This window comes from Dokdonia sp. Asnod1-B02 (assembly GCF_045063955.1).
In the GTDB taxonomy this organism is placed as follows: Bacteria; Bacteroidota; Bacteroidia; order Flavobacteriales; family Flavobacteriaceae; genus Dokdonia.
This window is the reverse complement of the sequence record NZ_JBEFNW010000002.1, coordinates 1,094,075-1,117,717: the sequence shown is the minus strand read 5'-3', so window position 1 is coordinate 1,117,717 and position 23,643 is coordinate 1,094,075. Positions and strand designations below refer to the sequence as shown.

The 23,643-nt window shown below is 37.5% G+C and carries 24 protein-coding genes; 3 read left to right on the top strand and 21 right to left on the bottom strand.

Annotation, left to right across the window (positions count from 1 at the left end; all coding sequences use genetic code 11):
* Window positions 1–62: 62 nt before the first annotated feature.
* The gene (asnB, locus tag ACJJVU_RS05045) at window positions 63–1,730 is read right to left on the bottom strand and encodes an asparagine synthase B (protein WP_298328973.1); all 1,668 of its coding nucleotides are present in this window, start codon (window positions 1,728–1,730) and stop codon (window positions 63–65) included.
* A gap of 257 nt (window positions 1,731–1,987) precedes the next feature.
* On the opposite strand from asnB, the gene ACJJVU_RS05040 reads away from it, so the two are divergent.
* Window positions 1,988–2,524 (top strand): DUF2911 domain-containing protein, encoded by a 537-nt coding sequence (locus ACJJVU_RS05040; RefSeq protein ID WP_298328976.1) that lies wholly within the window; start codon window positions 1,988–1,990, stop codon window positions 2,522–2,524.
* 102 nt (window positions 2,525–2,626) lie between these two features.
* On the opposite strand, the gene ACJJVU_RS05035 is transcribed toward ACJJVU_RS05040, so the two are convergent.
* The 14 genes from ACJJVU_RS05035 to ACJJVU_RS04970 all read right to left on the bottom strand — a co-directional run bounded on the left by ACJJVU_RS05035 (window position 2,627) and on the right by ACJJVU_RS04970 (window position 15,505).
* The gene (locus ACJJVU_RS05035) at window positions 2,627–3,157 is read right to left on the bottom strand and encodes a hypothetical protein (RefSeq protein ID WP_405222935.1); all 531 of its coding nucleotides are present in this window, start codon (window positions 3,155–3,157) and stop codon (window positions 2,627–2,629) included.
* A gap of 5 nt (window positions 3,158–3,162) precedes the next feature.
* The gene (locus tag ACJJVU_RS05030; protein ID WP_405222932.1) at window positions 3,163–4,422 is read right to left on the bottom strand and encodes an asparagine synthetase B; all 1,260 of its coding nucleotides are present in this window, start codon (window positions 4,420–4,422) and stop codon (window positions 3,163–3,165) included.
* Between the two features lie 81 nt (window positions 4,423–4,503).
* Window positions 4,504–4,974: a hypothetical protein gene (locus ACJJVU_RS05025; protein ID WP_405222929.1), complete on the bottom strand. Its 471-nt coding sequence runs from the start codon at window positions 4,972–4,974 to the stop codon at window positions 4,504–4,506.
* 87 nt (window positions 4,975–5,061) lie between these two features.
* Entirely contained in the window at window positions 5,062–6,618 is a 1,557-nt protein-coding gene (gene dnaB, locus ACJJVU_RS05020) for a replicative DNA helicase (protein WP_298328985.1), read from the bottom strand.
* 167 nt (window positions 6,619–6,785) lie between these two features.
* Window positions 6,786–7,739: an acetyl-CoA carboxylase carboxyltransferase subunit alpha gene (locus ACJJVU_RS05015; RefSeq protein WP_298328989.1), complete on the bottom strand. Its 954-nt coding sequence runs from the start codon at window positions 7,737–7,739 to the stop codon at window positions 6,786–6,788.
* Between the two features lie 80 nt (window positions 7,740–7,819).
* On the bottom strand, window positions 7,820–8,725 hold the full coding sequence (locus ACJJVU_RS05010; RefSeq protein WP_339849978.1) for a DMT family transporter: 906 nt from the start codon (window positions 8,723–8,725) through the stop codon (window positions 7,820–7,822).
* On the bottom strand, window positions 8,712–9,788 hold the full coding sequence (locus ACJJVU_RS05005; protein WP_298328993.1) for an LptF/LptG family permease: 1,077 nt from the start codon (window positions 9,786–9,788) through the stop codon (window positions 8,712–8,714). Before ACJJVU_RS05005 ends, ACJJVU_RS05010 begins: the two co-directional genes overlap by 14 nt.
* Window positions 9,789–10,919, bottom strand: a complete 1,131-nt coding sequence (tgt, locus tag ACJJVU_RS05000; RefSeq protein ID WP_108876903.1) for a tRNA guanosine(34) transglycosylase Tgt — start codon at window positions 10,917–10,919, stop codon at window positions 9,789–9,791.
* 80 nt (window positions 10,920–10,999) lie between these two features.
* Window positions 11,000–12,235 (bottom strand): Nramp family divalent metal transporter, encoded by a 1,236-nt coding sequence (locus ACJJVU_RS04995; protein ID WP_405222924.1) that lies wholly within the window; start codon window positions 12,233–12,235, stop codon window positions 11,000–11,002.
* Window positions 12,232–12,801: an RNA polymerase sigma factor gene (locus ACJJVU_RS04990; protein WP_405222921.1), complete on the bottom strand. Its 570-nt coding sequence runs from the start codon at window positions 12,799–12,801 to the stop codon at window positions 12,232–12,234. Before ACJJVU_RS04990 ends, ACJJVU_RS04995 begins: the two co-directional genes overlap by 4 nt.
* A complete protein-coding gene (locus ACJJVU_RS04985) occupies window positions 12,792–13,907 on the bottom strand; it encodes a glycosyltransferase (RefSeq protein ID WP_405222918.1) in 1,116 nt (371 codons plus the stop codon). The genes ACJJVU_RS04990 and ACJJVU_RS04985 overlap by 10 nt, the downstream gene beginning before the upstream one ends.
* A gap of 12 nt (window positions 13,908–13,919) precedes the next feature.
* A complete protein-coding gene (locus ACJJVU_RS04980) occupies window positions 13,920–14,117 on the bottom strand; it encodes a hypothetical protein (protein WP_013751282.1) in 198 nt (65 codons plus the stop codon).
* Window positions 14,118–14,186: 69 nt separating this feature from the next.
* Window positions 14,187–14,954: an anti-sigma factor domain-containing protein gene (locus tag ACJJVU_RS04975; protein ID WP_405222914.1), complete on the bottom strand. Its 768-nt coding sequence runs from the start codon at window positions 14,952–14,954 to the stop codon at window positions 14,187–14,189.
* Window positions 14,951–15,505: an RNA polymerase sigma factor gene (locus ACJJVU_RS04970; RefSeq protein ID WP_298329007.1), complete on the bottom strand. Its 555-nt coding sequence runs from the start codon at window positions 15,503–15,505 to the stop codon at window positions 14,951–14,953. The genes ACJJVU_RS04975 and ACJJVU_RS04970 overlap by 4 nt, the downstream gene beginning before the upstream one ends.
* Before the next feature lie 123 nt (window positions 15,506–15,628).
* Here ACJJVU_RS04970 and ACJJVU_RS04965 point away from each other — a divergent pair, with 123 nt between their 5' ends.
* On the top strand, window positions 15,629–16,141 hold the full coding sequence (locus tag ACJJVU_RS04965) for a fasciclin domain-containing protein (protein WP_405222910.1): 513 nt from the start codon (window positions 15,629–15,631) through the stop codon (window positions 16,139–16,141).
* A 168-nt stretch (window positions 16,142–16,309) separates the two neighbouring features.
* Here the strand turns inward: ACJJVU_RS04965 and murB are convergent, their stop codons facing one another.
* From murB to ACJJVU_RS04950, 3 genes are all read right to left on the bottom strand, one after another.
* Entirely contained in the window at window positions 16,310–17,329 is a 1,020-nt protein-coding gene (gene murB / locus ACJJVU_RS04960; RefSeq protein WP_405222907.1) for a UDP-N-acetylmuramate dehydrogenase, read from the bottom strand.
* Window positions 17,330–17,331: 2 nt separating this feature from the next.
* Window positions 17,332–18,522 (bottom strand): pyridoxal phosphate-dependent aminotransferase, encoded by a 1,191-nt coding sequence (locus ACJJVU_RS04955; RefSeq protein ID WP_405227471.1) that lies wholly within the window; start codon window positions 18,520–18,522, stop codon window positions 17,332–17,334.
* Between the two features lie 136 nt (window positions 18,523–18,658).
* Window positions 18,659–19,045, bottom strand: coding sequence for a DUF1573 domain-containing protein (locus ACJJVU_RS04950; RefSeq protein ID WP_405222904.1), 387 nt, complete (start codon window positions 19,043–19,045; stop codon window positions 18,659–18,661).
* Between the two features lie 179 nt (window positions 19,046–19,224).
* Between ACJJVU_RS04950 and ACJJVU_RS04945 the strand changes: the two genes are divergently transcribed.
* Window positions 19,225–21,858, top strand: a complete 2,634-nt coding sequence (locus ACJJVU_RS04945) for a valine--tRNA ligase (RefSeq protein ID WP_405222901.1) — start codon at window positions 19,225–19,227, stop codon at window positions 21,856–21,858.
* Between the two features lie 81 nt (window positions 21,859–21,939).
* Here ACJJVU_RS04945 and ACJJVU_RS04940 read toward each other — a convergent pair whose 3' ends face one another.
* Genes ACJJVU_RS04940 through ACJJVU_RS04930 form a run of 3 tightly spaced genes read right to left on the bottom strand, consistent with a single transcriptional unit; the run spans window position 21,940 to window position 23,643 of the window.
* Window positions 21,940–22,200, bottom strand: a complete 261-nt coding sequence (locus tag ACJJVU_RS04940; RefSeq protein WP_298329022.1) for an acyl-CoA-binding protein — start codon at window positions 22,198–22,200, stop codon at window positions 21,940–21,942.
* Complete coding sequence (locus ACJJVU_RS04935) at window positions 22,200–22,850, bottom strand: phosphatidylserine decarboxylase family protein (RefSeq protein WP_339850014.1); 651 nt, start codon at window positions 22,848–22,850, stop codon at window positions 22,200–22,202. Before ACJJVU_RS04935 ends, ACJJVU_RS04940 begins: the two co-directional genes overlap by 1 nt.
* Window positions 22,840–23,643: a phosphatidate cytidylyltransferase gene (locus ACJJVU_RS04930; protein ID WP_405222897.1), complete on the bottom strand. Its 804-nt coding sequence runs from the start codon at window positions 23,641–23,643 to the stop codon at window positions 22,840–22,842. The genes ACJJVU_RS04935 and ACJJVU_RS04930 overlap by 11 nt, the downstream gene beginning before the upstream one ends.

Below are 23,643 nucleotides of genomic sequence, written 5' to 3'. Positions count from 1 at the left end.
ATTAAAAAACCGCTTTATCCTTTAAGATAAAGCGGTTTTTCTATTTAACAATTTACATATTCTTAATAAGCATCATCATGTACAAAAGCTACCGCTCTACCTGATGGATCATTCATGTTTTTAAAAGCTTCATCCCATTCTAGTGCTGTGGGTGTACTACAAGCTACACTTGGCACAGACGGCACACAGCGCGCTGCAGCATCACTTGGGAAGTGCTCTTCAAAAATAGTACGGTAGTAAAACTCTTCTTTGTTTTGAGGCGTATGGATAGGGAATCTATGATGAGCGTTCTCCATTTGGGTAGCACTCACAGCTTCATCTACTACTTCCTTAAGACTATCAATCCATGAATAACCTACACCGTCTGAGAACTGCTCTTTCTGTCTCCAGGCTACACTCTCTGGTAAATACTTTTCAAAGGCTTTACGCAAGATCCACTTTTCCATCTTACGCTCCTTAGTAATCATTTTATCTTGAGGGTTAAGACGCATAGCGACATCCATAAATTCTTTATCTAAGAAAGGAACACGTCCTTCTATTCCCCAGGCTGCAAGTGATTTATTTGCACGTAGACAGTCATACATGTGTAACTTATCTAGTTTACGCACAGTCTCCTCATGAAACTCTTTTGCATTTGGTGCTTTATGGAAGTATAGATATCCTCCAAAAATCTCATCTGCTCCTTCTCCTGAGAGTACCATTTTTACTCCCATAGATTTAATCACGCGAGCCATTAAGTACATAGGCGTACTCGCTCTTATCGTGGTGATATCATATGTTTCTAGATGATAGATTACATCACGTATAGCATCTAGCCCTTCTTGTATCGTAAACTCAATAGGGTGATGTACTGTCCCTATATGATCTGCTACCACCTGAGCAGCTGCTAGATCTGGAGAACCCTTGAGTCCTATACTAAAAGAGTGTAGTTGTGGCCACCATGCAGCTTGCTCATCACCAGATTCTATACGCTTTTCTGCATATAGCTTTGCAACTGCACTCGTGATTGATGAGTCTAGACCTCCAGAAAGCAATACCCCATAAGGCACATCACTCATAAGTTGGCGTTTTATAGATGCCGCAAGTGCATCGTGTAACTCTTCTATACTTGACTCGTTATCTTTTACGTTATCATATTCCATCCAGTCACGAGAGTACCAGCGTGTAAGCTCTCCTGTTACACTAGAGTAATAATGTCCTGGAGGAAATAATTCTATCTTAGAACAAACACCTTCTAGTGCCTTTAACTCAGAAGCTACATAAAAAGTCCCGTGCTGATCCCATCCCATATAGAGTGGAATAATTCCCATGTGATCACGGGCTACAAAATATTCATCTTTGGCTACGTCATATAACGCAAAGCCAAAAATCCCGTTGAGCTTATCACAAAAGTCGTGACCGTGCTCTTTATAAAGTGCGAGTATGATCTCACAATCTGATGCTGTTTGAAACTCGTAATCTCCAGTTAATGTCTCACGTAATTCCTTATGGTTATATATCTCTCCATTTGCCGCAAGTACTAGACTCTTATCTTTTGAAAATAACGGTTGCTTTCCAGAAGCTGGATCTACTATAGACAGACGTTCGTGTGTCATGATGGCTTTATCATTATTAAAAACCCCATTCCAATCCGGTCCTCTGTGGCGGATTTTTTTTGACATTTCTAATAATTGAGGACGTAAATCTTCGGCTTTCTCCTTGAGATCAAAGGCACATACAATTCCACACATGATTTTATATATTTATTGTTATTGATAAGCCAAATATGCAATTATACTTCCTTTAATAAAACAATTACATCAATTACAGTTACATATTATAACTATAAATCTATTAAACGTATTAATATGAAGGTATACGCTTTCGCGAAAGCGTACTTCTAAAACATTTTGAAAGTTTTAGCACTTTTGTGAGACTTACAGCATAACTTTGAAGGAGCCTTGAGAGCTATTTCAAGACTAATTAACTCTTAAACACAATTACTATTATGAAAAAGTTTTTTATGACTGCTATGGTGGCACTAGCATTTGTTGCTGCACCCTCTGTAACTGCACAAGATTTTAATGTAGATAAAAGCCCAATGGATCAAGCGGCTTTTCCATCTAATTACAAGGAATCAAATAAGCTAGTAAAAGTAACATATAGCCGCCCTCAACTTAAAGAGCGTGAGCTTTCTAAACTTGCTCCAGACGGTAAAGTATGGAGACTAGGTGCAAATGAAGCAGCAGAGATTACTCTTTACAAGGATATGAAACTAGGAACGACGCCAGTAAAAGCAGGAACGTACACAATGTATGCAATGCCTAATGGTGCTGAGTGGACCATCATTTTAAGCTCTGATCTGAATGTATGGGGATCTTACTTTTACAAAGAAGCAAATGATGTAGCTCGTATCACGGTTCCAGTAACACAAGCAGATGAGTCTATTGAGTATTTTGGAATGGAATTCACACCTGTAGATCAAGGAGCTCACCTTCACATGGCGTGGGGTAATGCTCGTGTAGAAGTACCTTTCTACAACTAAGCATAAACTTTAGGCTTTAGGCTTTAGGCTAAGAAACAGAAAACTGGATTCTCAAGAATGAGAATCCAGTTTTTTTATGTGTTAGAATGTGTATTTAGTTTTCTATTCTTCAAAATCTCCTCTTAACCATCTTGCAACTTTAAGCTCCCACTGTACTTCTTTCATATGGTCAATCGAGTGGTTTGTCTCTTTATCAAATAATTGCTGAGTAGCGATACGCTCTTCCTCTAATTCTTTATAAAGCATTTTTATTTCTTCAAGACTATTTGATGTAAACTTAAACGCGGCTACTTTATCTTCAAGCTTACGTGCATACACTTCTGTAATATTAAAATGTGTTTGCTCATGAGCCAGAAGATGCTTACTCTTTTCTTGATGTCGCACCCATGAATACTCCGGATAGAAATGAGCCGTGACTGTAAGACTTTCTTTGTCTATATAACCATCGCTGTTAGAAGCATATCCCTGACTAAGACCTGTGCTAGAACTAGCAGCCCATCGTTCTAAAGAATCTGGTGTTCCTTTAAAATCTGACCATTGCAGCACTCGCTCGCTATGCCAAGCAAGTCGCTCTGGAGCATCAGAGACAGACACTAAGGCTATTGCAAATAGTATGATAAATACTCTACTCAATGTTATTAGGTTTTTTGTTTTTTCTTGCGTGCTGCTGGAAACAGTACGTTATTTAAAATCAAACGATAACCAGGCGAGTTAGGATGCAGCTCTAACTCTGTCTTAGGATCACCTACTCTGTGCTGGTAATCTTCTGGATCGTGACCTCCATAAAAAGTAAAGAATCCTTTCCCTTTAATCCCATGAATATATCTTGCTTCACCATTAGTAAGGTTTTCACCCATTACTAACACATTAGACTTGATAGTCTCTGGATCATAACTGGTAGTCTGTCCCATAAAGCCTTTTACAAGTGCAGTATGATTTTGACAAAGCATCGTAGGAATAGGATCCCATTTTGCACTATAATCTTTTAAGGTAAAATAATCTGTTTGAAAAGGAATCTTACGCTTGCGCGTCATATCAATAGACGAAAACTCGTACGTAGTAGGAGAACGCTCTAGGGTATAGTTTTTAAAAGCAAATGTTTTCTGGAAGTCTATTTTTGAAGTATATCCTGGTTCGCTAGGATCTCCATCAAACATTGGCTCGCAAATATCTACTCCCTCGGCAGAGAGGGCAATATCGAAGCTATCTGTTGCACTACACATGGCAAACATAAAGCCTCCACCCACAACATAGTCTCGTATTTTAAGAGCTACATCGCCTTTTTCCTTTGAGACTTTATCATAACCTAGTTTGGTAGCAAGTGCTTCGGCTGCTTTTTTCTCTTCTATATACCAAGGCGAGGCTCGGTAAGAGCCATAAAATTTTCCAAACTGCCCCGTAAAATCTTCGTGATGTAAGTGTAACCAATCATATAAAATAAGCTGATCACTTAGTACTTCTGTATCGTAAATAGTAGTATAAGGAATCTCTGCATAGGTAAGCACCATTGTCACGGCATCATCCCAAGGCACTTTACTATCTGGTGTGTACACGGCAATTTTAGGCGCTTTTTCTAGCACGACAGCTTCCATATTTTGAGAAGGACTCGCAATCTCTGTAAGAATTTGTTCCGTTTGTGAGTCTGATAATACTTCATAAGAGACACCACGTATGGTGCACTCGCGACGTACCTCTTCGGTATCTGGCAGCAAGAAAGAGCCGCCTCTATAGTTAAGTAACCACTTTACTTTTTGGTTTTTATCAAGTGACCAGTACGTGATTCCATATGCTTTAAGATGCTCCCTTTGAGTCTCTATATCCATAGGAATAAGGATATATGACGCTTTCGCGAAAGCGAAATTCAATATCAAAAAGGATAAAATAAGTAGTTTCTTCATTGTCAATTTTATAACGTTGAAATTACGGAATTGTTATGACAAGAAAGGTGCCACAAAATATCCTGACGGGATCATAAAATATCAATTTTCTAAACGAACTTTATAAGGTTCCTTTACTACATATAGTATATATAATGAATCGCCGATTTTTGGTATCTCATTTAAATAAGTAGAATTTTGATATGTTTCGAATTTGACAATTGCAGATAGTGTATCTGTGTTTACAACATATTTTAGTTTTAAATTGTAATAGTCATAGGCTGCTGAGCCCCATCCTGAAGCATTTATATCACGATGTTGAACTACATCTAATACCTTAGCTTTTGTTCGTTCAGAATTTTTCAAAAAATAATTGACGTTAAAATTATCTACACCCCAGATTATAAATCCCAAAATAAAAACAAATAGAAAAAGTAAATAAATACTTTTCAAAGTAATCCTACTTGATTCCATTTTATGCTTCAATTCTTTTTCATATAATTCAGCATTTTCTTTTGCTCTTTTGCGACTTGATGAATAAGGAAATTTATTATTTTCTTTATCAAATAACATACATCGTTTATTACATTCAAAAATATCTTTGATTATTGAAAAGATTGTTCAAAGAATCAAAGATATTTTGAGACTAATCATCTGAAATTAAAAAGGAACATCATCATCCTCATTCTCACTTGGGAGTCCTGGTGGTGGGCCTCCAAAGGCATCATCTGCACTAGGTAGTGCATTAGGATTAAAAGTATCATCATTTGCGGCAGCATTCATACTACTTGCAAACTCGTATGGCGTAGAAAAGTCATCAAGGTTGTCAAACTTACCTAAGTGACCAACGAACTTAAGACGTATGTTATCAAGACCACCGTTACGGTGCTTTGCTACAATAAACTCTCCTTGTCCTTCTGTTGGGCTGCGTTCATCATCATCCCACTCTTCAATTTTATAGTATTCTGGACGGTAGATAAAAGATACAATATCTGCATCCTGCTCGATCGCTCCAGATTCACGAAGGTCAGAAAGTAAAGGCCTTTTACTACCTCCACGCGTCTCCACCGCACGTGATAGCTGTGACAGTGCAATTACCGGTATAGAGAGTTCCTTTGCAAGTGCTTTAAGGTTACGAGAAATCATCGAGATTTCTTGCTCTCGGTTACCTCCACCCTTTTGAGAAGAACCACCCGTCATTAACTGCAGGTAATCAATCATTATTATTTTAATCCCAAACTGTGATGCGAGACGTCTTGCCTTTGCACGTAAGTCAAAAATAGAAAGCGATGGTGTATCATCAATAAATAAAGGAGCTTTCTCTAAGCTTTTTACTTTCACATTGAGCTGCTCCCATTCGTGCTTCTCTAACTTTCCTGTTCTTAGTTTTTCTGAAGATAATCCCGTTTCTGACGAAATCAAACGAGTAATCAACTGTACAGAAGACATCTCCAGTGAGAAGAATGCTACCGGTATATTTTGATCTACCGCCATGTTACGAGCCATCGTAAGTGTCATCGCTGTTTTACCCATACCTGGACGAGCTGCAACGATAATTAAATCTGATGGTTGCCATCCAGAGGTAAGCTCATCTACCTTATGAAAACCAGTAGGAATACCTGATAATCCCTCTTGATTTGCTATCTCTTCAATTCGCTTTTTTGCTTGTATTACAAGGTTCTGAGCACTCTCAGAACTACGTTTTACGTTTCCTTGAGTTACCTCATACAGTTTTGTTTCTGCAGTATCTAGAAGATCAAATACATCTGTAGTTTCATCATACGCCTCTTCAATAATTTCATTAGAAATTTTAATGAGTGAACGCTGTATAAACTTCTGTAAGATGATACGAGCGTGATACTCTATGTGGGCAGAAGAAGCTACTTTTTGAGTGAGTTGGATAAGGTAATAATCACCTCCAGCTACATCCAGCTTACCCATCTTCTTAAGTTGTTCAGAAACAGTTAATAAGTCGACTGGTTGCCCTTCTTCAAAGAGCACTCTTATCGCCTCAAAAATATGTCTATGCTGATCTTTATAAAAAACCTCTGGTGATAGGATGTCAATTACTTCATCTACACCTTTCTTGTCAATCATAAGCGCACCAAGCACAACAACCTCAAGATCAATTGCTTGCGGTGGTATTTTCCCTTTTTCAAGGCTAATTACTTGACCTTTAGAAGTGTTATATGCTGGCTTCGGCTTAGTTTGTTCCATAGCTACGAAAGTAAATAAATAGTTATGCGAGATACGCTTTCGCGAAAGCGTAGTACTCACAGGTCATTAACAATTGAACTGTTAATAACTAGAAAATATTGTTAATAAGGGTAAAAAAATCCGCACTGGAAAAGCGCGGATTATGGCATCAAGTGAAAAAGGTCTTGTTAGCCTTTGAAGACTCCCATTTCTGAATATTTATTCATCCTTTGTTCCACCAGTTCTGTTGGTGATAAGTTCTTAAATTCGTCAAAAGCTTTTAATATTGATTCTTTTACAGTAAGAAAAGCCTCTGGACGATTTGCATGTGCTCCACCTAATGGTTCCTTTACAATCTCATCAATAAGCTTTTGTTTTTTCATATCTGTAGCAGTAAGTTTTAAAGCCTCTGCTGCTTGTTCTTTATACTCCCAGCTTCTCCATAAAATTGAAGAACATGACTCTGGTGATATTACAGAGTACCAAGTATTCTCAAGCATCAATACTTTATTACCAACTCCTATTCCTAAGGCTCCACCACTTGCTCCTTCACCTATAATTATTACGATAATAGGCACTTTAAGACGTGTCATCTCAAGAATATTACGAGCGATAGCTTCTCCTTGTCCACGCTCTTCTGCTTCTAGACCTGGGTATGCTCCTGGTGTATCTACAATAGAAACTACAGGTACTCCAAACTTTTCAGCACTTTTCATAAGGCGTAACGCCTTACGATATCCTTCTGGGTTTGCCATACCGAAGTTACGGTACTGTCTTGTTTTTGTATTATATCCCTTCTGCTGGCCAATGAACATAAATGACTGATCACCTATCTTTCCTAGACCACCTATCATTGCTTTATCATCTTTTACGTTACGATCTCCATGAAGCTCTAAAAAGGTATCACCACAGATAGCGTTTATGTAATCTAATGTATAAGGACGATTAGGGTGTCTTGATAATTGAACACGCTGCCAAGCGGTAAGATTTTTATAAATATCCTTTTTGGCTGCGGCTAGTTTTTTTTCTATTTGCTTACAAGTCTGGGTAACGTCTACATCACTCTCTTGGCCTATTAAGGCACATTTTTCCAGTTGCTCTTCAAGCTCTTTGATGGGTAATTCGAAATCTAAATATTCCATTCTCAAGGTTTTAAGACGCGCAAAGGCGCTTTACTTTCGGTTAGGTATAGTCTACAAATATAATGGTTTTCTTAAGAGACTCAAGCCTCTTTAACAGCCTTGAATTTTTTACTATTCTTAAGCACTCCATTAGCAATAACTACAGCGAGTATTACAAGCGCGCCATAGTAAAATTCTGTACTCATTTGTTCTGCATCTCCTAGCACTAGAAAGGCTAGTAATATTCCATATACTGGTTCAAGATTAATGGTAAGCATGATTGTATACGGACTTAAATGTTTCATTACCGCTACAGCCGCTATAAAGGCATATGCTGTACATACAGAGGAAAGTACCCCTATATAAACCCAATCCATAGTAGGTAGAGCAAAAAACTGTGCAGAAAAGAATGTATCTGGCCTTGCAACCACAAGATAGACTGTCACACACAGACTCCCGATGAGTAACTCGTAAAAAGATATTTTTGTAGGATGATGATTTTCTATAAACTTCCCATTTATCAACGTAAATACTGCCGATAAAAATGCAGATAGCAAAGCTAGCAATATACCAGTCTGATATGCTGTCTCTACTTCAAAAATAACATATAGTGCACCTACAACGATAGCTCCAAAAAGTAACTCATACCAGATTACTTTACGCTTATAAAATATGGGTTCGAGTAAAGCTGTAAAGAATGCTCCTGTACTCATCATTGCAAGGGTAATAGAAACATTAGATTCCTTAATAGCTCCAAAGAAAGTAAGCCAGTGCACCGCAATGACTAGCCCTGCAATTGCAAAACCTATTAGTGTTTTACGTGGTACAGCGAGAGATACTCCACGAAACTTTATAAAAGCAAATATAAATATACTTGCAAGCCCCATTCTAAACCATACTAGTGGAACAGCATCTATAGTTATAAGTGCTCCAAGTACTGCTGTAAATCCCCAAATAAATACTATGAGGTGAAAATGAAGGTATGCCTTAAGCTTATCGTTTTGCATTGCGTAGAAGATATACTGCTAGTATAGCAAAAAGTATGTTAGGTGTCCACACAGCAATTAACGGTGGAAAATCTGATTGTTCTGCAAGTGTTCCAAAAACTTTATCAAAGAATATAAAAACAAAAGCAAGCACAATTCCAAAGGCAAGGTTGATACCCATCCCTCCACGACGCTTCATAGCGCTTACAGCTACTGCTATAATTGTGAGAATGTATGCTGCGACGGGTAAACTATAGCGCTTTTGCAAGGTCACTTCATAACGACTTATGTAAGAAGATCCTCTTGATTTTTCTTTAGCTATAAATTCTCTTAATTCTGGAGTACTCAAGGTTTCTGCAATATATTCTACAGGCGTGAGATCATCCATATCAAAATTGAATACCGTATCTAATTTTGCTTTACTTTCAAGTATATCACCGTTCTCTGTAATCGTTCTCTTCTTAAAACTATTTAAGGTGTATGTGGTATCCTCTTCATTATATCTAATACGTGTAGCACTCATTTTGTAAGTCATCTTATTGCCTTCAAAATGCTCCCAAGTAAAATTACGCCCAGTCTTAGTACGTGGTGTAAAACTGCTTACATAGATATAATCTCCTGTATCAATCTGTCGATAAACGTTTTGTGTATCTCGATCTTTTTTATTCTTCTTTAGATATTCAAAAATGAATTCGTTGTAGCCTTTATTTGCACGAGGAGCAAGATAAGTCCCTAAGAAAAAAGCACCTGCACAAACTATGGTCGCCCCTATTATATATGGTCTTAAGAATCTATAAAAGGATACTCCACTACTCAAGAAGGCAATAACCTCCGTATTGTTTGCTAGTTTTGAGGTAAACCAAATGACCGACAAAAACAGAAATAAAGGAAAAAGAAGATTTGCAAAGTATATTGTAAAATTGAGATAATATAAAGCCACCTCACCAAAAGGAACTTCGTTTGCCAAGATTTTATCAATCTTCTCTGCAAGGTTTACAATGATACCTATAGGTATAAACAGCACAAGCATCGTGACAAATGTCCCGATGTATCGCTTTACTATATACCAATCTAAAATCTTCAATTATAAACGATTATCCATTTGTTTTACCATCATTTCTTTCCAAGTCACAAAGTCTCCTGCAATAATATGCTTGCGAGCTTCACGCACTAGCCACATGTAAAATCCTAAATTGTGAATGGTTGCGATTTGCATTCCTAATAACTCATGACATTTAAACAGGTGACGAAGATAGGCTTTACTATATTCTGTATCTACCCAAGTAAGTCCCATTTCATCTATAGGAGAAAAATCATCCTCCCATTTCAGGTTTTTAATGTTTATACTACCGTAGGCAGTAAATAACATTCCGTTACGAGCATTTCTTGTAGGCATCACACAGTCAAACATATCTACACCTAACGCAATATTCTCTAAAATATTTATAGGAGTACCTACTCCCATTAAATATCTAGGTTTATCCTTAGGTAAGATAGCAGTTACAACCTCTGTCATCCCATACATTTCTTCTGCTGGCTCTCCTACAGAGAGTCCACCTATAGCATTTCCAAAAGCACCTGCATTTGCAATATATTCGGCAGATTGAGCTCTTAAGTCCTTATACGTACTTCCTTGTACAATAGGAAATAATGCTTGCTCATGACCGTATAATGCTGGAATTTTATTAAAATGATTAATACAACGATCTAGCCATCTATGCGTCATATGCATAGACCTCTTTGCATATCGGTAATCACATGGATATGGCGTACACTCATCAAATGCCATCATAATATCTGCACCTATCTGGCGCTGAATTTCCATCACATTTTCTGGTGTAAATAAGTGCATAGACCCATCTACGTGAGACTTAAAACGCACTCCTTCCTCCTTAATCTTACGCCTATTAGACAATGAATATACTTGATACCCACCACTATCTGTAAGAATAGGTCGATCCCAGTTCATAAACTTATGTAATCCACCTGCCTTCTGCATAATGTCCATCTTAGGACGTAAGTACAAATGATAAGTATTACCTAATATAATATCTGGATTAATATCTTCTCTAAGCTCGCGCTGGTGTACACCCTTTACAGATGCTACCGTACCTACGGGCATAAAAATAGGCGTCTCAATGACACCGTGATCTGTTGTAAGTTTTCCTGCTCTCGCTTGAGATGCAGGATCTGTTGTAAGTAAGTCAAATTGCATAAGAGGCAAAGATATAACTTAGATACAATTTAAAATGAAAGTTGCAACGTCATTTTAAAGGTTAAAAAAGCCTCAGCATATTAAAACAATGTAATAACATACCAGATGCTGAAGCCTAACAAAGCAATTATACTCACAATACTAAGCAAATCCATGCCTTTAGAGAGCCTCGCTTCTTCAGGAATACTTTCGTCCTTAAATGATAAATAGTTGCAAATGGCATAAAACGGAGCCGTAAGAAAAGATAATATGGTCGCCACTTTCACAAGAGCTCCCATCTCGCTTATTAATAAAAATAATATGCCACAGGTTCCAAGAATTAAGACGATTAAATAAAACAAGTACCCTCGTTTTTTAAAACCAAAACCCAATAATGAGGTGGTAGCTTCTAGCGCTCTAGGAGACGCATCTAATGTAGTAAGTGTGGTGCTAAACATTGTTGTAAATGCAGCCACACCAATAAGCAAGGTTGCCCAGTCTCCCAGACTTGCTGTATACATATTGATAAGTTGGCCTGCAAAAACACCTCCCCTTGGAGAAAAAGTCTCTCCAGTGCCAAACATGACTAACGCTCCTAAAGTCATAAAGCAAATACCCAGCACTACCGCACCAGCATAACCTATATTAAAGTCAAAAATTGAATTGCGCATTGCATCCTTACCCGTATCTCTCTTTTCTAGTGTCCATAATGAATGCCATATAGAAATATCAAGTGGCGCTGGCATCCACCCCATAAAGGCAATTAGAAATGCCACAGCTGCTCCTTCGGTTGGTATAATTTGGAGCAAGTTTGCCGGAGTTCCCATTCCTTGATTAGTTACGCTTTCGCGAAAAGCAAAAAAGACAGCCACCAGCGTACTTATAGTGAGTGTGATAATAATCACCTTCATTAGTTTATCGAGAATCCTATACTTTCCTATTGCTAGTATTGCAGCACACAGTATTGTAATTGCGACACTCCATATCGCTACGTCATTAGTTATTCCAAAAAGCTGAACAGCTATTCCTGCAGTTACAATGGTTACTGCTGTCTGAATTGTAAACATAGTAGCTAGCGTCAAAAAGAAATAAACCCACAAAACAGGTTTGCCTAACTTCATATACCCAACTAACAAACTATTCCCAGTTGCCGAGGCATACCTAGGCCCAAACTGAAAGAAGGGATATTTTATAATATTGACAAGAATCAAAGCCCACAATAGACCAAAGCCAAAATCGGCGCCTGCTCTGGTGCTTTGTACAAGATGAGAAACCCCAATAGCTGCACCAGCAAATAATAATCCTGGCCCTAACTTTTTAAAGGGTATAGCTTTCAATTATCTTCCTTTTTAATTACATCTGCGAGTAATCTACGAGCACGTAGAAGCTTGACTTTTACATTACTCATAGGCTCTTCAAGATACTCTGCCATTTCTTTATAGCTCATTTCTTGAAAGTAACGCAAATTAATGATTTCTTGATAATGAGGCTTTAAGGTTTTAATATAAGCTAGTAATTCAGATAAATTCTGCTCCTTTATGAGTACATCTTCTGGAGATGGATTTAAGTCTGCAACTTTCTTTACTCGCTCGTCATCACGATCAGAAATATGAGATCGTATAGAAGACTCCTTCTTCCGAATTATATCAATGTGTATATTTTTTGATATAGTAATTAACCATGTGGCAAACCTATACTCTTCTTTATAAGTATCCATTTTTGAGAAAGCTTTGGAAAACGTCTGGATGGTAATATCCTCTGCGTCATAAGCGTTTTTAGTTCGCTTGAGTTGGAATCCATATACTTCACTCCAAAAGGAATTAAGCAAAAAATTGAAAGCACTTTGCTTTCCTTCTTTTGCTCGGGATATTTCTAGAATAATTTTTTCGGGGGTTACTTCCACCGTGTGGGTTTTGTGATAAGGTTACTGATAAAGATACTCATTTGCACACATACCAACGTAATCTCGTAAATAGGGTATAAATAAGTCAAATCTTTTTCTTGCAAACGCGCAGCGCTACAACCTACAGTAATCCATGCACATAAATAACGCACACCAATAATGAGCGCTACCCATTGCCAATTAAACTGAGTTATAAGAAGGGCAATTGCTCCTACCAAGAACAAACACTGACTTATATAAAATAGCGCTAGCAATGATTTCTCAAGAAATTTATAGTGTACTGCAGTGCTTATATGCCTGCGCTTTTGAGTTATCCAACTTGCAAAAGTTTTCTTAGGCGTAGAAATTGTAAATGATTCTGGAGAAAACTGTATCGCTGTATTCTTACGTGTGCTTGCCTCGTTTACAAATAGATCATCATCACCACTTTGAATTTTAATATGGTTGATAAATCCTTTTTGCTCATAAAAAACATCTGAAGTATACGCTAGGTTACGACCTACGCCCATGTAAGGCCTACCTGCTTTTGCCCAACTAAAATATTGCAAAGCAGTCATCAAAGTTTCAAACCTTATAAGCTTATTAATCCAAGATCCTTTAATTTTCTCATAAGCTCCATAACCTAACACAATTTCCTTTTCTTCACTAAAGGAAGAAGCCATGTGCCGCAGCCAGTGATCTGATGCTGGAACACAATCTGCATCTGTAAATAACATGTGCTTATACTGTGCTCGTTTTATCCCAAGCGTAAGTGCATATTTTTTATTACCCCAGAAAGTCTCATTATTCACCACATTTACCTGCTGTACATTTACATTGGCCAGTTTAAATGCTTCCATAATATCTTCTGTATCATCAGAAGATGCATCATTAATTAAAATAACTTCAAATTCTGGATAGTCTTGAGATAGTATTTTTGGGATATTTTTTTGAAGATTTGCCGACTCGTTTTTGGCACAAACTATTACCGAAACTGGAGGAAGCGAACTTGTATTGGTATTAGAAATTTTCGCGAAAGCGAATAACCAATAGAAAACATAAAAAGTCACGTTAATAAACGTGACTCCTATAAATATATAAAAAAGTAGTGTGAAAATTTGTTCCAACAGATAGAGGTCTTATTTCTCTACAGAACAGTCACCCATTTCTTCGGGCATTTTACCGCACATACCGCAAGCCTCACCACTCTTATTAAGAAAAGGACTTTGACTAGCGCAGGTACCTGCAAATTTACCATCTTTTTTTGCCCAAATTTTGATTGCAATACCTGCTACAGATAGTGCAAGAAGGGCTAGTGTTATTAATAGTAACTCCATGACAATTATTTTGCACAAAGATACAGAAAGGCATTCTGAAGTAAAAGTTTTTTAAAGGAAGGAAAGTGCTTAGTTATTCTCAAAACTTATAGTAGCAACTTCATTTGCTTGTGTTGCTTCTTTACTCCCACCCTTAGGTTCTATCGTAATATTAATACTCGCCATACGTTCCTCATAAGGAATCTCTACAAGGTTATCTTTTGTAACCTTGAGAATATCTAAAGGAACTAGTGTTCCATCTACAGATGCCCACATCTGGTATACTTGCTCATCTGGAAGCTCAGGCAAGGTATTTACGTGTATGTATGAGCGCTGCTCTAGCTCGTTAACGTAAGCAACAGCCTCTAGTCGCTGTGCACGTACATTACCTTGTAAAATATATTTCTGAGTTGAGGTATTATTAAGAATCATAAATTGCTCCTCTACAGATTGTAACATCTCTCTGTTTGAAACGATATCATCATTTAAGTTTTCAAGCAGGTTTGATGTAAACCTTCTATCATCTAGCAACTCTTGATTTTGCTTATAGATCATAATAGCAACTAGCCCAAAAAATGCAGCAATCATACATGCAGTAATGGCAAGGATAGGCAAAGCACGCTTAGGCTTATTCCTTGCTACATTTACGATTGTAGCACGCAACTCCTCAGGAACTTTTACAGCATAGGATGCCGCATAATTCTCAAGGTTTTCTTGTAATTCTATATAAGTCTGCTCCACCTCTGGATACTTAGCTATATAATGCTCAGCTTCCTGAGACTCTATAGGCGAAGTAGTTCCCATAAGGTAACGCTCTAATAAATCGCTCTCTAAAAATTGTGAAACTCTATCACTCATAACATACTGATCATAAAAAATAATACTCCAAACAGTTTACGCAGTTCTCGTAGGCCTATTTTTAACCTAGACTTCACAGTACCTAACGGTATGTTCAGCTCTTCACTTGCCTCTTGCTGGGTCATTCCTTGAAAAAACAATGCATCAATTACAACTCTGTATTTATCTTCAAGTCCATTTGCATGTTCTTGAATATCCATATGCTCTATTGCCAGCGAGGTAGACTGTAAATGATATACGTTTGAATCGTTTGTTTGGACTTCTTTATTCATTTTTCTTTTACGACTACGCACCTTGTCTATAGCCGTGTTTTGAACTACTCTAAAAAGCCAGGTAAACAGACGCGCTTTATCTGCGTCATACTTATGTGCGTTTTTCCAAATTTTGACAAATGATTCTTGCAATACGTCTTGGGCAAGCTCCTCATCATGGGTCACTTTAATCGCAACACCATACAGAGCATCTGCATAGTTGTCATATAATAACCCTATAGCACGCTCATCTCCAGCCTTTAGGAGTTCTACAATATGTTTTTCGACAAATGTCTTCAAAAAGTAAGTTTTTCTTGAATTAACAAAATCTTAAGAATACAATTCCATCCCGCACTTCAAGTTAGTGCGTATAATTAAGAAAGGAAAAGATTTTACTATAAACTCTGTAAACAACGTATTATTATGAAACTCAAAAATATAATTTTAATTGCAGTAATTTCATTCTTTTCATTGAGCAGTTATGCACAATCGGACATAGTAGACATCATCTTACATTCTGAAAATCACACAACATTTACTGCAACAATAAAAGCTGCAAATCTTGTTTCCACCCTTAAAGAAAAAGGTCCATATACCATATTTGCACCTACCAATGAAGCATTTGACAAACTTGAACAAGGAAAACTACAATTCCTCTTACAACCAGAAAATAAAGCTATACTATCCACTACGCTTACCTATCACGTAATACCAGCTTATTTGACCGCAAATAACATTGTTGACCAAATAAAGATAGGAGACGGCACCTTTAAAATGACAACCGTTGCTGGCAATATTCTCACAACCTCTATTAAAGATGGCAATGTAATACTCACAGACAGCTCAGGGAATATTGCAACAATCACTGCTACAGATTTAAAAGGATCTAACGGTATCGTCCACGTGATTGACGAGGTAATGATACCTATTAATTAGAATTAACTTAAGTCAAGTTTAGTTGAGAGAGCCCTATGCGAGTGGAGCTTTTTTTACGCTTTCGCGAAAAAGGTACAAATCACAAAAAGATAGAAATAGAAAAAGAGCAGCTAACGGGCTACTCTTTCTTTATTCGAAAAATTATATTGTTATCTAATTCTTTTGACCTTAAATCACATTCACCTCTGGAACAATCTTTATTCCAAACATTTCATTTACGGCTGCTTGAATTTTCATAGCAACTCCCCAGACTTCTGCTCCTGTTGCATTCCCATGATTAACTAACACAAGCGCTTGCTTGTCATGCACACCCGCATCTCCAAATCTTTTTCCTTTAAAACCTGCTTGTTCAATAAGCCATCCTGCTGGAACTTTAATTTGCTCATTACCTATCGGATAAAAAGGTATTTCGGCATGCTCTTTTCTGAGTTCAGTAAACTGAGCTTGAGAGATTACTGGGTTTTTAAAAAATGATCCGCTATTTCCTATCTTTTTAGGATCTGGCAACTTAGACTGGCGTATCTCTATAACCGCGTTTGAGATATCTACTAAGGTTGGGTTTGTTATTTCTTTCGCTTTAAGCGTGTCATAAATAGCGCCGTACTCTGTATTAATTTTATGATTCTTCTTTGTGAGTTTAAAAGTCACCGACGTAATTACATATTGATCTTTGAGCTCATTTTTAAACACAGAATCTCTATATCCAAAAGCACAATCTTCAAGTGTAAAAACACGCTCTTGTTGTGTAGCTCTATGCACTGCCTCACATGAGTAAAAAGTATCTTTTAATTCTACTCCATAAGCACCTATATTTTGAATAGGTGATGTTCCCACATTACCTGGGATAAAAGATAGATTTTCAACACCTCCTAGGTCGTTATTTACACAGTACAATACAAACTCGTGCCAGTTTTCTCCTCCAGCTACCTTAAGCAAGATCTCATCTTCAGTAAATGTATCATTTACTACTTCAATACTCTTAAGGTCACAATGAATCACTAGCCTATCGACATCTTTAGTGAGAAGCATATTACTCCCTCCCCCTATTATAAAAGGATTAGGATATGTCTCATCTACAAGCAATTCTTTTAAGACATCAATAGAAGAAACGCTCGCAAAATAGCGAGCGTTTACATCTATACCAAAGGTATTATACTTCTTAAGTGATACGTTTTCTAGTACCTCCATTATTAATCTTGATATTGCTCTAGAGCAACTTTTAAAATAGCCACAGCATCTTTTAAGTGGTTTTCTTCTAGCACATAAGCGATACGTACTTGGTTAAGACCTACGTTTTCACTACTGTAAAATCCAGCTGCTGGAGCTACCATTATTGTTCTTCCATCCAAGTCAAAAGACTCTAGTAACCACTGGGCAAAAGCATCTGCATTTTTTATTGGAAGCTCTGCAATACAGTAAAATGCTCCTTTAGGCTTTGCTACTTTTACTCCCGGTATAGCTTCTAGTCCCGCTACAAGAATATCTCTACGAGACACATACTCTTCAATCACATCGTCAAAATAACTTTGCGGAGTATCTAATGCTGCCTCAGATGCTATTTGTGCAAATGTAGGAGGACTCAAACGTGCTTGTGCAAACTTCATAGCCGTACTCATAAGTTCTTTGTTGCGACTTACGATACACCCTATACGAGCTCCACACATAGAAAAACGCTTTGACACAGAATCTATCATGATTGCATGATTATCTATATCTCGCTCTTTCATCACTGAGTGATGCTGGTGACCATCATAAGCAAACTCACGATACACCTCGTCTGCAATAAGAAATAGATCATGCTTTTTAACTAGCTCTGCTAGTTGGCGTATTTCTTCTTGAGAATATAAATACCCTGTTGGATTCCCAGGATTACAAATAACGATTGCCTTTGTCTTGTCTGATATCAGTTTTTCAAAATCTGAAATAGGAGGCAATGCAAATCCTTCTTCTAATGTAGATATAACAGGAACTACCGTCACGCCACTTGCAGTTGCAAATCCGTTGTAGTTTGCATAGAAAGGCTCTGGAATGATAATTTCATCACCTGGATCTGTTACACTTCCCATTGCAAACAATAATGCTTCAGAACCTCCTGTAGAAATGATTATCTCTTCTGAGGTCACATCAATACCGTGATTACTGTAATAAGAAGCAAGTTTATCTCTATAAGATTGAAATCCTGCACTATGACTATAAGCAAGCACCTCAAGATCATTATTTTTTACCGCATCAAGCGCTACTTGTGGCGTTTTGATATCTGGCTGACCAATGTTAAGTTGGTGAATTTTTATTCCTCGAGCTTTGGCCGCATCGGCAAATGGTACGAGTTTACGTATAGGTGATTGAGGCATTGCTAGCCCCTTCTTTGATATTGCTGGCATAATGTATTTTTCTTTATACAAAAATGCGGAATTTATTGGTGTTTTTAAAGCGTGTGCAAGGGTATTTTGCTTTCGCGAAAGCGCATAAAAAAAGACCGCCATTACGGCAGTCTTTAATACGATTTATGTGACCTAATTATTGACCAGCTTCTGGCTTTACCAGTCCTTTTATTTTAAGACTTTGTGGCACTTCTGAAGCATTAGAATAAACTGTTATTGTCTTTCTAATTGGTCCCGGACGCTTAGTGTCATACTTTACCTCTATTTCTCCTTTTTCTCCTGGTTGAATAGGATTTTCTGGTTTCTTAGGTATTGTACATCCACATGTAGAGTATACACGAGCAACAATAAGTACGTCGTTTCCAGTATTTGTAAAAGTAAACTTACGTACACCGTCTGCACCATAATCTACTTCACCATAATCTACAACTTCTGAATCAAAAGTGATTACAGCTTTTTTCTCTTGTGCTTGAACGCTTACTACTAGAAGCATAGCGACAAATAAAAATAGTACCTTTTTCATAATTTTCAATATTTGAGGGATTCCAAATGTAACTACAAATTAAACACCTGCCAAGAATGATATTAACATTAACATGGTGCGCTACTGTATATGTGTGCCAAAAATAGCACTTTGTCTACACAATAATCCTACTGTTATCCCTACTTTTGCTTACTTTAAGACAATAATCAGACCAAACTATGAGTATAGCATCAAAATATGATTCTACCCAAGTAGAAGACAAGTGGTACAGCTACTGGATGGAACATAATTACTTCCATTCTACACCAGACGATAGAGAACCGTATACCATTGTGATACCGCCTCCTAACGTTACTGGAGTCTTACACATGGGACATATGCTTAACAATACGATTCAAGATGTTTTAGTACGTCGCGCTCGATTGTTAGGAAAAAATGCTTGCTGGGTACCTGGAACAGATCACGCTTCTATTGCTACAGAGGCAAAGGTAGTTGCACGTCTTAAAGAACAAGGGATAAAAAAATCTGATCTTACTCGTGAGGAGTTTCTTGCGCATGCATGGGAGTGGAAAGAAGAGTATGGTGGTGTAATCCTCGATCAGCTCAAAAAGCTAGGAGCTTCATGTGACTGGGAACGCACCGCATTTACAATGGACCCAGCAATGTCTGAGTCTGTTATAAAAACTTTTGTAGATCTTTATAATAAAGGACTTATATATCGCGGTTACCGCATGGTAAACTGGGATCCAGAAGCAAAAACTACACTTTCTGACGAGGAAGTAATACACGAAGAACGTCAAGGACTTCTATACTACCTTAACTACAAACTAGAAGGCTCTGATGAAACGTTAACGATTGCCACTACACGTCCAGAAACTATTTTTGGCGATACGGCTATATGCATCAACCCTACAGATGAACGCTTTACGCATCTTAAAGGAAAGAAAGCGATTGTACCTATAAGCGGCCGTGTGATTCCTATTATAGAAGATGAGTATGTAGATCTTGAGTTTGGAACAGGATGCCTAAAGGTTACTCCTGCACACGACGAGAATGACAAAATACTGGGCGATAAACATAAGCTAGAAGTAATAGACATATTTAATGATGACGCTTCTCTTAATAGTTTTGGACTTCATTATGAAGGTCAAGATCGTTTTGAATGTCGTAAGAATATCAAAAAAGAACTTGAAGAAATAGGCGCTCTAGTAAAAACAGAGAACCACATTAATAAAGTGGGAACATCTGAGCGTACAAAGGCCGTAATTGAGCCTAGACTATCTGACCAGTGGTTCCTTAAAATGGAAGAGCTTGTAAAACCTGCCATAAAAGCTGTGCTTGAAACTGGCGAGGTAAAGTTATTTCCTAAGAAATTTGAAAACACCTACCGTCACTGGATGGAGAACATACGTGACTGGAATATCTCTCGCCAATTATGGTGGGGACAGCAAATTCCTGCTTATTTCTATGGAGATGGCAAAGAGGATTTTGTGGTAGCAGAAAGTATGGAGGAGGCTGTTACGCTTTCGCGAAAGCGCACCGGAAACGATTCCCTCACTGCAACAGACTTACGTCAAGACGAAGATGCTATGGACACTTGGTTCAGCTCTTGGTTATGGCCTATGAGTGTTTTTGACGGAGTGCGCAATCCAGACAATGAAGAGTTTAACTACTACTACCCTACTAATGATCTTGTAACGGGTCCAGATATTTTATTTTTCTGGGTAGCGCGTATGATCATAGCTGGATATGAGTATACAGATAAAAGACCTTTCCAAAATGTATACCTCACAGGACTTGTAAGAGACAAGCAGCGTCGTAAGATGTCTAAATCATTAGGTAACTCACCAGATGCGCTAGAGCTCATAAAAGAGTACGGAGCAGATGGTGTACGTGTAGGACTATTATTGAGTAGTGCCGCTGGTAACGACCTTATGTTTGATGAAGATCTACTTAAACAAGGAAAAGGATTCATCAAGAAAAACTTAAGTGCCTTTAGCCTTATACAAGGTTGGGAGATTGATGAGACCATACCACAACCTGCACACAGTGCACAAGGTCTAGAGTGGTACACTAACCGTTTTAACCAGACTCTTATTGAGATAGAAGATCACTTCTCAAAATATAGAATTTCTGACGCTTTGATGGCTAGTTACAAACTTGTATGGAATGACTTCTGTGGTTGGTTACTAGAAATTATAAAGCCAGCATACCAGCAGCCTATTGATCGTAAAACTTATGATGCGGTAATTGCAGCATTTGAAAACAACCTACGTATCCTTCACCCATTTATTCCTTTTGCATCTGAAGAGATCTGGCAGACAATCGCCACACGTACTCCAGAAGAAGCGCTAATTATTAATAAATGGCCAGAGGGAGGCGAAGTAAACGAGCAAATCATTGCAGATTTTGACTATGCTACACAAGTTGTTTCAGGAATAAGAACGATAAGAAAAAGTAAGAACATAGCTTTTAAAGATCAAATAGAATTACATCTTTTAAGCAATGAGAAAGCATCATCAGACTATGATGGCATCATCTCGAAGTTAGGTAATGTGAGTGAGATCGCTTTTGCAAAAGCGCCACTAGACGGAGCATTATCCTTTAGAGTAAAATCTAATGAGTACTTCATACCACTTGCAGGCGCTATTGATGTAGAGGCCGAAGTTGCAAAAGTTGAGGAAGAACTCAAATACACGAAAGGCTTCCTTATATCTGTTTCTAAAAAACTATCAAACGAACGCTTTGTAAGCAACGCACCAGAAAAGGTGGTTGAGATCGAAAAGCAAAAGATGGCAGATGCCGAAGCAAAAATTGAGGCTTTAGAAAAACGTCTTGCTAGTTTGACATAGACTTTCAAATACCTATTATAACAACAAAGGCGCAGATGATATCTGCGCCTTTGCTATTTTATATAATCTAATAAATTGTTTTTACAAATATTTATCTGCAGCTTCGATATACGCTTCTTTTGCCTCTCGCGCAGTCATTGATTTAACTTGTAGTAATGCATTAATCTTAAAGGCACTTACAAGCTCGTGCTCTCCTTCGTTGTGACTAAATGTATTCTTTTGAGTAGCCTGTTTGTAAAGCGCGTAAAACTGCAGTAATACGTCAGGCGGAAATTCCTGCTTAGCATTACTGACCTTACGGAGGGCTTCTTCAAATTTTTCTTGAAGTACCTTCTTATCCATTATATTGATGCTATTATCGATTGCGCTCCTTTTACAACATCATTAAGCTTTACATCGAGCTTTGTTCCTATAGGTAGATATAAATCTACACGAGAACCAAAACGTATAAAACCGCTATCATCTCCTTGTACTACCATCTGGCCTTCTTCTGCATAATTGATAATACGCTTAGCAAGGGCACCAGCAATCTGACGATATAATACATCTCCAAACTTATCTGTAGTCACAACAACAGTTGTACGCTCGTTCTCAGTACTTGATTTAGGGTGCCAAGCTACCAAGTATTTACCCGGATGATACTTACTGTAAGCAATACGTCCTCCTCCTGGATAACGTGTTACGTGCACATTAAGTGGCGACATAAACACAGAAACTTGAAGACGCTTATCTTTAAAATACTCTGCCTCATACACCTCTTCAATTACAACTACTTTACCATCTACTGGTGATGTAAGTACATTTGCATCATGAGGAGCAGTGCGCTCAGGATTTCTAAAAAACTGGAGCACTAGATATAATAGCACACCTAATACGATAGCTATTAAATAAAACAACCAGTTTTTATCTAAAAATCTATTAGCAACCAATATAAGTCCCGTAAAGATAACGAGTGATATTACTATAATTTTATATCCTTCTTTATGGAACATAGTCAAGTACAATTAAAAATAAGTATAAAAATGGTGCTGCAAATATGATACTATCTAGTCGATCATATAATCCACCGTGTCCTGGCATGATGCGCCCACTGTCTTTTACTCCAGCTTGACGCTTGAGCTGTGATTGAATAAGATCTCCCAAAGTTCCAAAAACAGAAGTAACAATCGCTATCGTTAACCAAAGCTGAAGACTAAGAAGATCTGTAAAAAAGTAAAATAACAAACTAGCCAAACAACAGAATACTAATCCACCCACAAAACCTTCGACAGTCTTGTTAGGAGAGATACGTTCTAGCAGCTTGTGCTTACCTATACTTTTACCTACTATAAATGCAAAGGTATCATTAATCCATATAAGAGCAAATACGCTTGCTACAAGTAAAGAGGTATATTCTCCTTTGTATGATGGCAGAAGTATAGTGAACACTACACCTCCTATGATATAAAATATGGTATAAGCATACTTTTGAGCAACTGTAATATATCGCTCCGAAGGCCTAATAAGATTTTTAATGAGATAAAGGTTTACTGTAATTGTGAGCGCTAAAAATATGAGAGTAAAACTTCTATCTAACTTTAGATAACATAAAACAGTTACACAAACAAGTAGTAAAACATAAGAAAGCAATGATTTTATCTCAATGAGTTTAAGAAACTCATATAAGACTACCACTCCTAGACCTAGAAACACTATTAGATAAGTAGTTTCTAATGAAAAAATAGCAAGCAACAACAAGGTCACATAGAGCAATCCAGACAGCCCTCTAATTATTATTTCACGCAT